At 66.5% G+C, this 13,982-nt stretch carries 13 protein-coding genes, 1 rRNA gene and 1 riboswitch; of the genes, 1 reads left to right on the top strand and 13 read right to left on the bottom strand.

The window, feature by feature from the left end; translation table 11 throughout:
• Positions 1 to 208 precede the first annotated feature (208 nt).
• Positions 209 to 321 (top strand): 5S ribosomal RNA (gene rrf / locus E8M83_RS08725).
• A 74-nt stretch (positions 322 to 395) separates the two neighbouring features.
• Here rrf and E8M83_RS08730 read toward each other — a convergent pair.
• The 13 genes from E8M83_RS08730 to cobT form a co-directional block, all read right to left on the bottom strand.
• Entirely contained in the window at positions 396 to 1,856 is a 1,461-nt protein-coding gene (locus E8M83_RS08730; protein WP_137172979.1) for a cobyric acid synthase, read from the bottom strand.
• A complete protein-coding gene (locus E8M83_RS08735; RefSeq protein ID WP_137172980.1) occupies positions 1,853 to 2,734 on the bottom strand; it encodes a cobalamin-binding protein in 882 nt (293 codons plus the stop codon). Before E8M83_RS08735 ends, E8M83_RS08730 begins: the two co-directional genes overlap by 4 nt.
• Positions 2,731 to 3,711: a threonine-phosphate decarboxylase CobD gene (cobD, locus tag E8M83_RS08740; RefSeq protein ID WP_137172981.1), complete on the bottom strand. Its 981-nt coding sequence runs from the start codon at positions 3,709 to 3,711 to the stop codon at positions 2,731 to 2,733. Before cobD ends, E8M83_RS08735 begins: the two co-directional genes overlap by 4 nt.
• Positions 3,704 to 4,648 carry an adenosylcobinamide-phosphate synthase CbiB gene (gene cbiB, locus E8M83_RS08745; RefSeq protein WP_137172982.1) on the bottom strand — a complete coding sequence of 315 codons (945 nt, stop codon included), beginning with the start codon at positions 4,646 to 4,648 and terminating at the stop codon, positions 3,704 to 3,706. The genes cobD and cbiB overlap by 8 nt, the downstream gene beginning before the upstream one ends.
• Positions 4,642 to 5,202, bottom strand: a complete 561-nt coding sequence (cobU, locus tag E8M83_RS08750; protein WP_137172983.1) for a bifunctional adenosylcobinamide kinase/adenosylcobinamide-phosphate guanylyltransferase — start codon at positions 5,200 to 5,202, stop codon at positions 4,642 to 4,644. Before cobU ends, cbiB begins: the two co-directional genes overlap by 7 nt.
• On the bottom strand, positions 5,199 to 6,491 hold the full coding sequence (locus E8M83_RS08755; RefSeq protein ID WP_137172984.1) for a cobyrinate a,c-diamide synthase: 1,293 nt from the start codon (positions 6,489 to 6,491) through the stop codon (positions 5,199 to 5,201). Before E8M83_RS08755 ends, cobU begins: the two co-directional genes overlap by 4 nt.
• Positions 6,485 to 7,111 carry a cob(I)yrinic acid a,c-diamide adenosyltransferase gene (gene cobO / locus E8M83_RS08760; RefSeq protein WP_137172985.1) on the bottom strand — a complete coding sequence of 209 codons (627 nt, stop codon included), beginning with the start codon at positions 7,109 to 7,111 and terminating at the stop codon, positions 6,485 to 6,487. The genes E8M83_RS08755 and cobO overlap by 7 nt, the downstream gene beginning before the upstream one ends.
• Positions 7,108 to 7,887, bottom strand: coding sequence for an ABC transporter ATP-binding protein (locus E8M83_RS08765; RefSeq protein WP_137172986.1), 780 nt, complete (start codon positions 7,885 to 7,887; stop codon positions 7,108 to 7,110). Before E8M83_RS08765 ends, cobO begins: the two co-directional genes overlap by 4 nt.
• Complete coding sequence (locus tag E8M83_RS08770) at positions 7,884 to 8,906, bottom strand: iron ABC transporter permease (protein ID WP_137172987.1); 1,023 nt, start codon at positions 8,904 to 8,906, stop codon at positions 7,884 to 7,886. The genes E8M83_RS08765 and E8M83_RS08770 overlap by 4 nt, the downstream gene beginning before the upstream one ends.
• Before the next feature lie 60 nt (positions 8,907 to 8,966).
• Positions 8,967 to 10,832 carry a TonB-dependent receptor domain-containing protein gene (locus E8M83_RS08775; RefSeq protein ID WP_137172988.1) on the bottom strand — a complete coding sequence of 622 codons (1,866 nt, stop codon included), beginning with the start codon at positions 10,830 to 10,832 and terminating at the stop codon, positions 8,967 to 8,969.
• 64 nt (positions 10,833 to 10,896) lie between these two features.
• Positions 10,897 to 11,129: riboswitch (cobalamin riboswitch) on the bottom strand.
• 7 nt (positions 11,130 to 11,136) lie between these two features.
• A complete protein-coding gene (locus E8M83_RS08780) occupies positions 11,137 to 11,688 on the bottom strand; it encodes a histidine phosphatase family protein (RefSeq protein ID WP_137172989.1) in 552 nt (183 codons plus the stop codon).
• Positions 11,688 to 12,470 carry an adenosylcobinamide-GDP ribazoletransferase gene (locus tag E8M83_RS08785; protein WP_137172990.1) on the bottom strand — a complete coding sequence of 261 codons (783 nt, stop codon included), beginning with the start codon at positions 12,468 to 12,470 and terminating at the stop codon, positions 11,688 to 11,690. The genes E8M83_RS08780 and E8M83_RS08785 overlap by 1 nt, the downstream gene beginning before the upstream one ends.
• Entirely contained in the window at positions 12,467 to 13,498 is a 1,032-nt protein-coding gene (gene cobT / locus E8M83_RS08790; protein WP_137172991.1) for a nicotinate-nucleotide--dimethylbenzimidazole phosphoribosyltransferase, read from the bottom strand. The genes E8M83_RS08785 and cobT overlap by 4 nt, the downstream gene beginning before the upstream one ends.
• Positions 13,499 to 13,982: the final 484 nt, after the last annotated feature.

Consider the following 13,982-nt stretch of genomic DNA (forward strand, 5'->3'; position numbering starts at 1 on the left):
GTGGAAGTGCAGTAATGCATTAAGCTAACCAGTACTAATTGCCCGTAAGGCTTGTCCCTATAACCTTGGTAGTCCGAGGTTGACGAGTACAACTGCTTGAATACAAGCTACAACCCAAACAATACTTCTTCCAGATTCAGAGCTTCGCCCGACGCAGGGTTGGCAGCTTCGCTGCCGACGCGTCCAACGAACGCTCGTACAAGTCATGCCTGATGACCATAGCAAGTCGGTCCCACCCCTTCCCATCCCGAACAGGACCGTGAAACGACTTTGCGCCGATGATAGTGCTGCAACCAGTGTGAAAGTAGGTTATCGTCAGGCTAGTTATATAGAAAAAACCCCACCAGCCTACACGCGCTCAAGATCGCGTGTAGTGCAGGTGGGGGTTTTTTGCTTTATGCGCCCACCGCGACCAGCTTTTCAAACAGTCCTTCGACCGAATCCGCGATCCGCTCGAGACTCGCTTCACGCAGTTGCGCCGTGTCGACCACATGCTCGCTGCGCGCACCAGCCCATTGCAGCAATGCGCTACAAGCTTCTGGATGATCGAACAGCCCGTGCAGATAGGTCCCCAGGATCTGGCCATCCGAAGACACCGTGCCTTCGCCGCGACCATCGATCGAAAAAGCCGGCATCTCCATGGCCGCGCCATGCGACACACCCATATGAATCTCATACCCACTGACCCGCCGGGTGACGTCATGTGCACCAAACGCACACACACCCTCCACCCTGGTCAGCCTTTTCTCGCGCGTCAGCTCGGTATCGATATCCAGCACACCGAGCCCCGCTGACACACCAGGCTCGCCTTCGACCCCATGCGGATCGCGCACGGTCTGTCCCAGCATCTGGAACCCGCCGCACACGCCGATCACCTTGCCGCCATAACGCAGATGGCGCGCGACCTGCTCACGCCATCCCTGTGCTTCCAGCCAGGCCAAATCGCCACGGGTGTTCTTGCTCCCCGGGAGAATAATCAGATCGGCGCCAGGAATCGCCTCGCCCTGCCGCACGAAGCGCAGGTCGACATCCGGATGCGCGCGCAATGCATCGAAATCCGTGTGATTGCTCATGCGCGGCAGGCTGGGCACCACGACGCGAAAGGCGCCTTTACTGGCCTGCGCTGCCTGCACCGCATCCTCGGCATCGAGGAACAGCCCGTGTAGATAGGGCAGTACCGCCAGCACGGGCTTGCCGGTCTGCTGCTCGAGCCATTCCAGACCTGGCTCGAGCAGCTTGATATCGCCGCGAAAACGATTGATGACAAACCCGATCACCCGGTCACGCTCCGATTGCGACAGGCAGGACAAGGTCCCGACCAGGTGCGCAAATACGCCACCGCGGTCGATGTCCGCGACCAGCACGACCGGGCAGTCGACCGCCTCGGCGAAACCCATATTGGCGATATCGCGGTCGCGCAGATTGATCTCGGCCGGGCTGCCCGCGCCTTCGACGATCACCGTTTCATACTGCGCCAGCAGGCGCGCGTGCGACTCGAGCACCGCTCCCATCGCCACCGGTTTGTACTGGTGATAGTCGCGCGCATTCATATCGGCCCGCACCTGGCCATGGATGATGACCTGCGCCCCGATATCGCTCGATGGTTTCAACAGCACCGGATTCATGTCGGTATGCGGCTCGATGCCGGCAGCGATCGCCTGCAGCGCTTGCGCGCGGCCGATCTCGCCGCCATCGCGCGTCACCGCGCTATTGAGCGCCATGTTCTGCGGCTTGAACGGCGCGACCTTGACGCCGCGTCGCTTGAGCAGGCGGCACAGCGCCGCCACTACCGTGCTCTTGCCGGCGTCCGAGGTCGTGCCCTGTACCATCAGGGTGCGGTAAGGGAAAGCGCTCATTTAGACCGCCGTTGGCGCGCCTGCTCCAGCACGTCGCACATCGCGGCCGTGCCCTGGACCATGCGTGGCCCGGCGCGGTTGAGCAGATGGCCATCCAGCGTGAACAGATTATTGCTGCGCACCGCAGCCAGCGTGCCATACGGTTTCCACAGGTCGACACCGCCATAGTTCTTCTCGGCGGTGGCGATGATCGCTTCCGGATTGGCCTGCAACACGCTCTCGATCGAGACGATCGGCGCAGTGACCGTCAACTTGTCGAAGATGTTCTCGCCGCCGCACAGCTTCATCGCATCGGTGAGGATGTGCTTTCCGCTCAGCGTATACAGCGGCTTGTCCCATACCTGATAGAAGGTGCGCACCGGCGCACGACCCGCGTACTTCGCGCGCAGCCCGGCCAACTGCTCGCGCAGCTGCGTTGCGGTGTTTTTCGCCGCGGCGTCGGTGCCCAGCAACTGGCCCAGGCGCAGCACGCTGTCCGGGATGCCGTCCAGCGTCTGCGGATCGCTCTGGAATACCGGAATGCCCAGGCGGCGCACCATCTCGATCTGCCGTTCGGAACTGTTATGGCGCCAGGCCACGATCAGGTCGGGCTTCAGCGAGATCAGCAATTCCATGTCGATTTCGCGGTTCGAACCGATCCGCGGGATGCGCTTGGCCGCCTCGGGATAATCGCTGTAGTTCACCGCGCCGACGATCTGGTTGCCGCCGCCCGCCGCGAACAGCAGTTCGGTGACGCTCGGCGCCATCGAGACCACCCGCATCGCCGGCTTGCCGATCGTGATAGGCAGGCCTGCGTCATCCTTGACCGTAATCGCCGCCTGCGCATGGGCGGCCATGCCGGCCACGACCACGCCGGCCAGCAGCATCGTTTTCTTCATTGCTTGCTCCATTCTTGAAACGCTAGTTCGAGACGCCGCCATTCACCTTCGCTGGCAGGAAGACCGAGGCGGATGCCGCGCGCCGCCTCGCGGAACAGCCGGCACCAGATGCCGCGCGCGGCCATGTGCTGGTGGAAGGCTTCGGGCCGCGTTTCCGGCCACCAGCGAAACAACGGCGTGCCGCCGCTGGCAATGCCGTGCTCCTGCAGCAGCAGCGCCAACCGTTCGCCAGACATCGCCAGGCGGACCTGCGTATCCTGTTGCCAGCTCGTGTCGCACAGTGCCTGCATGGCGATCTCCTGTGCCGGCCCGCTGACGGCCCACGGCCCAAGCAGGTCGGCCAGGCCTGCCAGCACGCGCGCATGGGCGGCGACAAACCCCAGCCGCAGTCCGGCCAGTCCAAAGAATTTGCCGACCGAGCGCAGCACGATCAATCCCGCTTGCGCCGCATGCGGCGCCACGCTCAGGTCGACCACCGTATCGCCGAACGCTTCGTCGACCACCAGCCAGCCGCCACGCGCATGCAGCCGCGCCGCCCAGTCGAGCAGGCGCTCGGGCGCAATGGTCTGACCGGTCGGATTATTCGGATTGACGACCACGACGACGTCGCTGTCGTCGACCGCTGCTTCCAGCTCTGCATACGGCACCAGCCGCCGCGTGTGCCCATGCATGCCCCAGTGGTGCGCGTGTTCGGCATACGAAGGCGCCGACACCGCAACCCGCGATGGAGAGCGCAGGCGCGGCAGGGCCTGGATTGCCGCCTGCGTGCCGGCCACCGGCAGCAATTGCGGCGCGCGATAGTAGGCGCAGGCCGCGATGAGCAGCGCCGGATCGGGTTCCGGCAGGCGATGCCAGGCCGCGCTGGACGGCGCCGGCGCCGGATAGCCGTGCGGGTTGATGCCGGTCGACAGGTCGATCCAGTCGTCACGTCCATGATGCCGCGCGGCGTCGCGCAGGTTGCCGCCATGTTCAAGCATGCGGCGCTCCGATCGACAGCAAGACCGCCAGCAGGCAGGCCGCGCCTGCCCACAGCAAGGTCGTGCGCAGCACCAGCCGCCAGGCGCGCAGGATGTCGCCGGCGCAGGCCGCAGGGCCGGTGCCCAGCGGCGGGCGTTGTTCGACTTCGCCATCGTAGACCGCGGCGCCGCCCAGCGACACGCCGAGGGCGCCGGCGCCGCTGGCCATCACCGGTCCTGCATTCGGACTGCTCCAGGCCGGGGCCTGGGTGCGCCAGCATTGCCAGGCGCGCGCGCGGCCGGCGCCGGCCAGCACCACATACGACAGCGCGGTCAAACGTGCCGGCAGATAGTTCAGCGCATCGTCGATGCGCGCCGCGCAGCGGCCGAACAGGTTGAAGCGTTCGCTGCGATAGCCCCACATCGCGTCGAGCGTATTCGCCAGGCGAAACAGCAGCGCGCCCGGCCCACCCAGCAGGACGAACCAGAACAGCGTGCCGAACACGGCGTCGTTGCCGTTCTCCAGGAGCGACTCGGCGCTGGCCTTGGCCAGGTCGGACTCGCTGGCATGCGCGGTGTCGCGGCTGACGATGCGGGCGGTGAGCGCGCGCGCCTGCGCCAGGTTGCCGGCGCACAGTGCCTGGTAGATTGGCAGCGTATGGTCGCGCAGGCTGCGCAAGCCGATGCAGAAATACAGCAGCACCGCGTGCAGCCACAGGCCGGCGATGTCGGTCAAGGCAAGAAACAGCAGGCTCAGTGGCAGCACGGCGAGCACCCAGGCCAGTCCGCCACGCGCCAGGCGCATCTGGCCGCGATTCAGACGGCGTTCGATGAAGCCGGCGAGGTTGCCGAAGCCGACCAGCGGATGCCAGCGCCGCGTCTCGCCCAGCAGCAGGTCGAGCGCGATGCCGGCCACCAGCAGCAGCGCGATGGACGTGAAGGAAAGCCCGGTCAGCACGGCGCTCCCTTCAATACCAGCGGCAGGCCAGCCGCTACCAGCACCGCGCGGTCGACACGTGCCGCCACCGCCTGGTTCAGCCGACCGGCTTCATCGGCGAAGCTGCGCGAGATCGCGCCCCACGGCACGATGCCCATGCCGACCTCGTTCGACACGAAGAGCGCATCACCCGCCAGACCTTCATCCAGCAAGTCCAGCAGCCCCGCGCGCTCCGCATGAAAGCGCGGCGGCAGCTCGACCGCGCCGACCTCGGGATACGCGCGGCCGTCGCAAAACATCAGGTTGCTGAGCCATAGCGTCAGGCAGTCGACTAGCACCAGGCGCTGCGGCGCGCACCAGGCACGCAACACCTGGGCCAGCGCCAGTTCTTCTTCGACGGTTTGCCACTCGGCTGGACGCCGTTCGCGGTGGTGGGCAATGCGCGTGGCCATCTCGCCGTCGCCGGCGCGCGAAGTCGCGACATACACGACTTCCTTGCCCGAATCCCGCGCCAGGCGCTCGGCATAGGCGCTCTTGCCCGAGCGCGCACCGCCGAAGACCAAGGTGGCGTTCACGGCTTCGCTCCGAACAGCGCGGCCACCGCCTGCGGATTGGAAGGGAAGTAGCCGTGGAAGTAAGACGCGAACAGGGAGCCGACACGGTAGGCGGCTTCGCCCTGGGCGCCGGTGCGCTGCTTCACGGTATGCGCTTCCGGCGTTACGGGAGAGTCCAGCAACGAGTAATGGAAGGTATGGCCACGGATCTCGCCCTGTGGCGTCGGCATCGCATGCATGCCGAGCCCACCCAGGCGTTTCTGCAGCCTGACCTCGCCCGCCAGCAGGCCGGCCATCTCATAGCGGCGCCCCTCACTGTCGGTGATGCCATCGGCAAGCGCCATCATGCCGCCGCACTCGGCGACGATCGGCACGCCACGCGCGTGTGTCGCACGAATCGAATCGCGCCAGCGCTGGGCGGCCTGCAGCTTGGCGCCGTGCAGTTCGGGATAGCCGCCCGGCAGGTAGACCGCATCGGCGTCGTCCGGCACCGCTTCGTCCGACAGTGGCGCGAAATACGTGATGCGCGCACCGAGCTGCTCGAGCAGGTCGATATTCGCCGGATAGACGAACACGAAGGAAGCATCGCGCGCGATCGCGATCGTGAATCCGGCCAGCAGCGGCTCTACAGGCACAGGGGACGTGGCGGCGGGCACCATGAGCGGCAGCGCATCCCACGCCGCCTCATCGAAATCGATGCTGTCGGCCAGCGCGTCGAGGATGCGGTCCAGTTCCTCGACCTCGCCCGGCAGCACCAGGCCCAGGTGGCGCTCGGGCAGCGGCTCGTCCTGGCGCGGCAGGGTGCCGATCAGCGGGATATCGCGCAGCGACTCCTTCACCATCGCCGCATGGCCGCTGCTGGCGATCCGGTTGGCGATCACGCCCGCCATCTCCACCGGGCCATAGTCGCGCAGGCCCTGCGCGACCGCACCGGCGGTCTGCGCCATTGCCGACGCGTCCAGCACCGCCAGCACGGGGATGCCGAATTCGTGCGACAGGTCGGCCGCCGATGGCGAGCCGTCGTACAGGCCCATCACGCCTTCGACCAGGATCGCATCCGCCTCACGGGCCGCATCAAGCAGGCGCCGGCGGCAGGCATCGACGCCAACCATCCACAGGTCGAGATTGTGGACTGGCGCGCCGCAGGCGCGTTCGAGCAGCATCGGATCGATGAAGTCGGGCCCGCACTTGAACACGCGCACCCGCTTGCCCATGCGAACCAGGCGCCGCGCCAGCGCCGCCGTCACGGTCGTCTTGCCCTGGCCGGACGACATCGCCGCCACCAGGGCCACGCGGGCGCCCGTCACCATTCAGTCCCCGCCTGGGCGCCGATGCCCGACTTGAACGCGTGCTTGACGACGTTCATTTCGGTGACGGTGTCCGCCACCGCAATCAGCTCGGGCGGCGCGCCGCGGCCCGTGATCACCACGTGCTGCATCACCGGGCGGTCGAGCAGGTCGGCGATCACGGTGTGCACGTCGAGGTATTTGTATTTCAGGGCGATGTTCAATTCATCGAGCACCACCATGCCGATCGCCGGGTCGGACAGGAACTGCCGGGCCAGCGCCCAGGCTTCTTCGGCCTTGGCGATGTCGCGCTCGCGGTTCTGCGTTTCCCACGTATAGCCTTCGCCCATCGCATGGAAGCTCACCTCGTCGGGAAAGCGGCGCAGGAAGGTTTCTTCGCCGGTCGACAAGGCGCCCTTGATGAACTGGACCACGCCGACCTTCATGCCGTGGCCGAGAGCGCGCGCCACCATGCCGAAGGCGCTCGAGCTCTTGCCCTTGCCGTTGCCGGTATTGACGATGACGATGCCGATTTCCTTGTCGGCCGAAGCGATCTTTGCGTCGATGATCGCCTTCTTGCGCTCCATGCGGGCGCGATGGCGTTCGTTCAGGGCGGCGGTTTTTTCGGGTGTCATGTCGGTCATGCGGAGCCCTCCTTGGGGATGAAGATGCGGCGGCCTTCGTGCTCGATCATGTCGATCGGGTGGCCGAGATAGTCGCCCAGCAGCGCCGGGCGCATGATCTGGTCGTTGGCGCCGGCGGTCCAGCGGCCGTCGCCCATGAGCAGCAGCGCGTGTGTCGAGATGCGCGCCGCCAGGTTCAGGTCGTGGCCGACCATGACCACGGTCCGTTGTTGTTCGCGGCACAGGCGGGCCAGCAGGCCCATTACGCTCACCTGGTGCGCCAGGTCGAGCGCATTGGCTGGCTCGTCGAGCAGCAGCAGCGGCGTTTGCTGCGCCAGCAGGGCGGCGATCGCCACGCGCTGGCGCTCGCCGCCGGACAGGGTGCGCACGTCGCGCGCGGCCAGGTCGTCCACTTCCATCGACGCCAGCGCCTGCATCGCGGCCTGGTGGTCGTCGCTGCCTTCCCAGTAGCGGTTGGCGTGGTAGGGATGGCGCGCCGACAGCACGCTTTCCAGCGCAGTGTAGGCGAAAGCGTCGTGGCGCGACTGGGCCAGGAAGGCGCGCTCGCGCGCCAGTTCGGCCAGCGGCCAATCGGGCAGGGCGCGGCCGTTCACCTGGACCGATCCGGCGCTCGGCTGCTGCAGGCCGGCCAGGGTGCGCAGCAGCGTGCTCTTGCCGGCGCCGTTGCGGCCGATGATGCTCCAGCATTCGCCGGCTTGCGCGGTCCAGTCGAGGCCCCGCACCAGCGTGCGCTGGCCGATCGACAGCAGCAAGTCGTGGGTCGAGATCGTATTCATTTGCGCAGCCGGTGCAACTGGTAGAGGAACACCGGCGCCCCGATCATCGCGGTGATGGCGCCGACCGGCAACTGCTGCGGCGCGACGATGGTGCGCGCCAGCGTATCGCACAGCACCAGGAAGGCGCCGCCCGCCAGCGCGACGGCCGGGATCAGGACCCGGTGATCGGGTCCGAAGGCAAAGCGGCAGGCGTGCGGCACGACCAGGCCGACGAAGCCGATCGATCCGGCGCTGGTGACCGCGCTCGCGGTGAGCAGGGCCGACACGAAGAACAGGCCCTTGCGCAGCGCGCCGACGCGCACGCCCAGGGTCACCGCGTTCTCGGCATGCAGCGCGACCATGTTCATGGCGCGCGCATTGCGCATGGCATACAAGAGGCAGCCGGCCAGCACCAGCCAGGGCAGCACGCGCAGCGGCGCGCCGGCCAGGTCGCCGATCAGCCAGAAGATCATGCTGCGCAGGCGCCCCTCGGGCGCGATCGCCAGCATCAGGGTCACCACCGAGCCGCACAACGCCGAGACGATCACGCCGGTCAGCAGCAGCATCGAGGCGCCGCCTTCGGCCGCCTGCCCACTGCGCAGGTCGCGCCGGGCCAGCAGGTAAAGCAGCAGCGCCACGCCGATGGCCCCCGCCAGCGCGGCGGCATCGACCACCAGCATGGAGGCAGACAAGAGCAGGGCCAGCAGGGCGCCGACTGAGGCGCCCGACGAGACGCCCAGCACATACGGGTCGGCAAGGGGATTCCTCAGCAGCGCCTGCATCATGAGGCCGGCCAGGGCCAGCGCGCCGCCGGTCGCGAATGCCACCAAGGCGCGGCTGGCGCGCAGCTCGAGCAGCGAGGCGGAAAGGGAATCGGGCTGCCCGCTGGACAGCTGGCGCAGGGCGTCGGGAATCTCGTGCAGCGGCACCCGGATCGACCCGGTCATGCCGGCGAACAGCAGGGTGGCAATGGAAAACGCGAGCATGGCGCCGACGATGAGCGTGGCGCGCTGGTGGAGCGGAGGGACGGATGCTTGCATGCTGGCCCTGTTGATTGATCGAATGCCCGCGGCATGGCTGCCGCGGGCGTGGGTGATAGCTTAACGGATGCCGTAGCGCAGGGCCGCAAACCAGGTGCGGCCGCTGGTGCCGTAGTTGCGCGCGATTTCGTACTGCTTGTCGGCGACGTTATCCAGGCGCATCAGCAGCGACCAGTCGGGCGTGAACTGCCAGGTCGTGTGCAGGTTGAGCAGGCCATAGCCACCCAGGCGGCGGGCGTTGGCGGCATCGTCGAAACGCTCGCTCGAGACGGTCAGCTCGGCGCCGGCCTTGAGCGTGCCCATCGTATAGTCGGCGCCGAAGCTGGCGTGCTTCTTCGCGCGGCGCTGCAGTTGCTTGCCGGTAGTCTCGTCGCGTGGATCCTGCCAATCGAGGCTGGCGCGCAAGTCGACGTCCATCAGGCGGGTGCTGCCGGCCAGCGAGAAGCCTTCGAGCTTGCCTTCGTTGACGTTGTAGGCGCAGCTGCGGTTGACGCCGTCCGGACACGGGGTGCTCGACACGATCATGTCGGTCAGGCGGTTGTGGAAGTAGGTGGCGTCCAGCTGGTAGCCGTTGCCGTCGTAGCGCAGGCCCACTTCGCGGTTGCGGCCCTTCTCTGGCTTGTTGGTTTCCAGGCCGTAGCCGGGGAAGTACAACTCGTTGAAGGTCGGGGCGCGGAAGCTCGTGCCGACGCTGGCGGTGGCGCGCAGGCCGTTGCCGAAGTCGTAGCCATAGCCGGCGGCGCCGGTGTTCTTGTTGCCATAGACCGAGCGGTCGTGGCGCGCGCTGACGTCGACCAAGTGCTGGCCGCGCTTGGCCGAGTAGGCCGCCGCATACGAGTTGGTGATGCGCGAGCGCTGCATCGTCGGCACTTCTTCCTTGCGGTGCGTGTACAGTAGTTGCAGCGTGTCGCGGCCGATGGCGATGTCGTTCTGCCAGCTCAATTCATCCTGTTCGGTGTCGATCTGGCTGGCGCCGGACGGCGTCGCATTGGTGAAGTTGCCCGACTTGTCTTCCGAGCGCGCGTATTGCACCGTGCTGTGCCAGTTCGGCAGGACCTGGTTGCGCATGAAGACCGCGGCGGTGTTCAGGTCGTTGTCGCTGTGGACGTCGTAGTTGGCGGTGCCGCTGTCGTAGCGGCTGAACAGGCGGCTGATCAGGAACTGGGCGCCGATCTCGTGGCCCGGCGCGAGCGCCATCGTCACGCGGCCGTTGGCGTTGCGGCGGCGGTAGCCGTCTTCGTCGGGGTTGTAGCCCGAGGCGCCTGGGCGGGTGGACGAGTAGCCGTCCGAATCCTCGTAGCCGGCGCCAAAGGCGTAGCTGATGGCGTTCGGGCCGCCGCTGCTGCCATGGATGCCAGCATCGGCCTGGCGGGTTGCATTGCTGCCGACGCCGACCGAGCCGGTCACCACCGGGGCGCCTTCGCCTTTGCGGGTGAAGATCTGGATCACGCCGCCGATGGCGTCGGCGCCGTACAGGGTGCTCAGTGGACCGTAGACGATCTCGATGCGGTCGATGGCGCCCAGCGGGATCGCATTCCAGCTGGCGGTGCCGGTGGTGGCCGAGCCGAAGCGCACGCCGTCGACCAACACCACCGATTGGTTGGCGTTGGCGCCGCGGATGAAGACGCTGGTGGAGGTGCCGGCCGGGCCGTTGCGCGAAATCTCGATGCCGCGCTGGCGCTGCAGGATGTCGGCCACCGAGCCGGCGCCCGAACGCGCGATCTCTTCGGCGCCGATGACGGTGGTGTCGGCGATGACGTCGCCAACGCGTTGCGCGTTGCGGGTCGCGGTGACGATGACGGTGTCGGCGGTGGGGATGGCGTCAGGTGCGGGCGCAGGTGAAGGAACGTCTGCGTAGGCGGCGGACGAGATGATGGCGAGGGCGAGCGAGACCGCGGCGGCTTGCCGGGTTAATGAAAGGTTCATGAACTGCTTCTTATCAAAGGCAACCGGCCGACGTCCCCGTAGGCCAGATTGAAAGGCATCGCACGCGGCGACGCCACCTTTTGGCCGGTATCCGGGCTGACAAGTATGGCCGTCCGACCTTCCCATGCATGCGCACAGTGGTATGAGGAGACAGTTTGCCGCAGGGCTCGTGGAGAGCGCGCGGCACTTGCTTACCGTTGCGGGGGCAGCACACGTTGGCCCTTGATGGGGCTGCGTGTTTCCCGTTTAACTGCGACTGCGAACGCAGGCGCGAGCACCAAAACGCGCCCATTATAAGGCGTTGTCAGGTTTCCAGCATCATCACTTCGCCGTAGTCAATCCGGTGTGGCGCCTGGGCCGCACGCAGCGCTGCGTCGGCCAGCGTGCCGCCACGGTGCAGGGCGTGCAGCAGGCGCATGGTGCCGGCATGGCAGACCACGAGCGCCTGGGCCGCCTGTGTCTGCGCTGCGCGCCGGATATCGGCATCGAAGCCGGCCACTCTTGCTGCCACGTCCATCACGCTTTCGCCGCTGCCGGGACGGTAGTGGAGCAGGTCGGCGCTCCAGGCGTCGATCTCGTCGCGCGGGATGTCGTCCCAGCTGCGCAGCTCCCAGGCGCCGAAATCCATCTCGGCCAGGCGCGCGTCGAAGGTTGGCGCTAGCGAGAGCCGGTGCGCCAGGACCGCGCTGCGGGCCAGCGGGCTGGCATAAACGGGCATGGCGCCGGGCAGGCCCTGGGCCCTTAGCGCTGCCAGCACCCGCTCGACGTCGGCCTGGTTCGCGGCCAGGTCGCTGCGGCCGTAGCAGTGCCCGGCCTGCACCTCGGGCCGCGGGTGGCGCACCAGGTAGAGGCGCATCAGGCCAGCGCGCCGCGGCCGAGCGTGGCCAGCACCGCGATATAGATCGCCACTTCGGCCAGTTGCTGCACCGCGCCGAGGCAGTCGCCGGTGTAGCCTTGCAAGCGCCGCGTGTACTTGCGCGCGAGCCAGCAGGTCGCAAGCAGGGCCGCGACCACCGCGACGACGATGGCGGCCAGGTTGAGCAGGCCGAAGGCCAGCAAGCAGAGCGCGGGCGCCAGCACGGTGAGCGCGGCGATACCGAATTCCTGGTCGCTCATGCGCACCGCCAGCGGCTTGGCCTTGCCCTCGGTGCGGGCGTACTCCATTTGCCAGATCAGGGACGTGGCGGCCAGGCGCGAGAGCGGGTGGGCCAGCAGCAGGGCGGCGATGGCGCTGGCCGGCGGCAGGCTGGCAAGCAGGGCGAGCTTCGCGCCGAGCATGCACACGATGCCGATCGCGCCATAGGCGCCGACCCGCGAATCCTTCATGATCTCGAGCGCGCGTTCCTTCGTCATGCCGCCGCCCAGGCCATCGCAGGTGTCGGCGAAGCCGTCTTCATGGAAGGCGCCGGTGATGTAGATGGTGGCCGCGGTGGACAGCACGGCGGCCACCGCCGCCGGCAGCCATTGCGCCGCCACCAGGTAGACGGTGGCGCCGATGGCGCCGACCACCAGGCCGACCAGCGCGAAGTAGCGCGAGGCGTGATTGAGCCAGCTTGGGTCGAAGCCGACCCAGCGCGGAATCGGCAGCCGCGTAAAGAACTGCAGCGCGATGAAGAACAGGCGCAGCTGGTGTGTCATGCCGAGCGTTCGCTGACCTGGGCCGAGGCGAAGGTGGCCATCTCATTGAGGAAGTTGGCGGCGGCATGCAGCAGCGGCAGGGCGAGCGCGCTGCCGGTGCCTTCGCCCAGGCGCAGGCCGAGGTCGAGCAGCGGGCGGGCGCCCAGTTCTTCGAGCAGCAGGGCGTGGCCATGTTCGCCCGAGCAGTGTGAGAACACGCAGTAGTCGAGGATGTTCGGCTGCAGGCGTGCGGCGACCAGTAGCGCGCTGGTCACGATGAAGCCGTCGATCAGCAGCACCTTGCGCAGCTCGGCTGCCTTGAGCATGGCGCCGGCCATCATCGCGACCTCGAAGCCGCCGAAAGTGGCCAGCACCTCGAGCGGCTGCACGGCGTGGGCATGGCGCGCGACACTTGCTGCGACGACGTCGGCCTTGTGGCGGATGCCATCGGGCGTCAGGCCGGTGCCGGCGCCGACGCAGCGCGCCACTGGTTGGCCGGTCAGCTTGTGCATCAGGGCCGCGGCAGCGGTCGTATTACCGATGCCCATTTCGCCGAAGCCGACTACGGTGCCGGGCAGGTCGCGTACCAGGGCCATGCCGTGTTCGAGCGCGGTCGCGCATTCTTGCGCGGACATCGCCGGTTCGACTGCGAAATTGCGGGTGCCGTTGGCGACCTTGCGGTGCACGAGCCCTGCGCGTTCTCCGAAATCGTGGTTCACGCCGGCATCGACCACGTGCAGCACGCAGCCGTTCTGGCGGGCGAACACATTGATGGCCGCACCATTGCCCAGGAAGTTCTCGACCATCTGCCAGGTGACGTCTTGCGGGAAGGCGGAGATGCCTTCGGCCACGACGCCGTGGTCGGCGGCGAAGATCAGGATCGCCGGTTGTTCGATACGTATCTCGGTCGAGCGCTGGATCAGTCCCAGTTCGACGGCGAGCGATTCCAGCCGTCCGAGGCTACCGAGCGGTTTGGTCTTGTTATTGATGGCGGCGGCCAGGGACTGGGACAGGGCCGCGTCGGCGGTAGGGACGATTGTAGGAATCATATAGACGTATGTAAGAGAAGGTCGCTGAATGCGGCGGCTAAGATATCACAATCGTAAACCTTGCAAGCCGGCCTTCGGCTTGCTATAGTCTCGCTCCTCGACGCAGACGCCACCTCACGGTAGCGAAAACGAAGAGAAAAAAGAGGTTGACGAAAATTGAGAAACGCTTCATACTCTCGCCTCTCTGCTGCTGACGAACACAACGCTTCGAAGCAAACGGCAGATGCAGTAACCGAATTCTGATCTTTAAAAATTAACAGTCGATAAGTGTGGGCGTTTGATGAAGGTGCCAAGAGCCTCGGTTCTTGATTACTTAAAATATCAAATGTTCACAAAAAGTATTAACGTTGTCTCAGCAATGAGATGACGGTCAGTATTTTGAGTGAGCGACCCCGTTAGCAATAGCGGGTGACTCGAAAGAGTCAACAAACAGAGATTGAACTGAAGAGTTTGATCCTGGCTCAGATTGAACGCTGGCGGCATG

The sequence above is a fragment of the Massilia sp. HP4 genome, from assembly GCF_005222695.1.
In the GTDB taxonomy this organism is placed as follows: domain Bacteria; phylum Pseudomonadota; class Gammaproteobacteria; order Burkholderiales; family Burkholderiaceae_D; genus Telluria.

What these genes read in the sequence shown, in the direction of transcription:
- E8M83_RS08730 (WP_137172979.1), bottom strand. Translation starts at nt 1,856, where the DNA reads ATGAGCGCTTTCCCTTACCGCACCCTGATGGTACAGGGCACGACCTCG.
- E8M83_RS08735 (WP_137172980.1), bottom strand. Translation starts at nt 2,734, where the DNA reads ATGAAGAAAACGATGCTGCTGGCCGGCGTGGTCGTGGCCGGCATGGCC.
- cobD (WP_137172981.1), bottom strand. Translation starts at nt 3,711, where the DNA reads ATGCTTGAACATGGCGGCAACCTGCGCGACGCCGCGCGGCATCATGGA.
- E8M83_RS08755 (WP_137172984.1), bottom strand. Translation starts at nt 6,491, where the DNA reads ATGGTGACGGGCGCCCGCGTGGCCCTGGTGGCGGCGATGTCGTCCGGC.
- cobO (WP_137172985.1), bottom strand. Translation starts at nt 7,111, where the DNA reads ATGACCGACATGACACCCGAAAAAACCGCCGCCCTGAACGAACGCCAT.
- E8M83_RS08765 (WP_137172986.1), bottom strand. Translation starts at nt 7,887, where the DNA reads ATGAATACGATCTCGACCCACGACTTGCTGCTGTCGATCGGCCAGCGC.
- E8M83_RS08770 (WP_137172987.1), bottom strand. Translation starts at nt 8,906, where the DNA reads ATGCAAGCATCCGTCCCTCCGCTCCACCAGCGCGCCACGCTCATCGTC.
- E8M83_RS08775 (WP_137172988.1), bottom strand. Translation starts at nt 10,832, where the DNA reads ATGAACCTTTCATTAACCCGGCAAGCCGCCGCGGTCTCGCTCGCCCTC.
- E8M83_RS08780 (WP_137172989.1), bottom strand. Translation starts at nt 11,688, where the DNA reads ATGCGCCTCTACCTGGTGCGCCACCCGCGGCCCGAGGTGCAGGCCGGG.
- E8M83_RS08785 (WP_137172990.1), bottom strand. Translation starts at nt 12,470, where the DNA reads ATGACACACCAGCTGCGCCTGTTCTTCATCGCGCTGCAGTTCTTTACG.
- cobT (WP_137172991.1), bottom strand. Translation starts at nt 13,498, where the DNA reads ATGATTCCTACAATCGTCCCTACCGCCGACGCGGCCCTGTCCCAGTCC.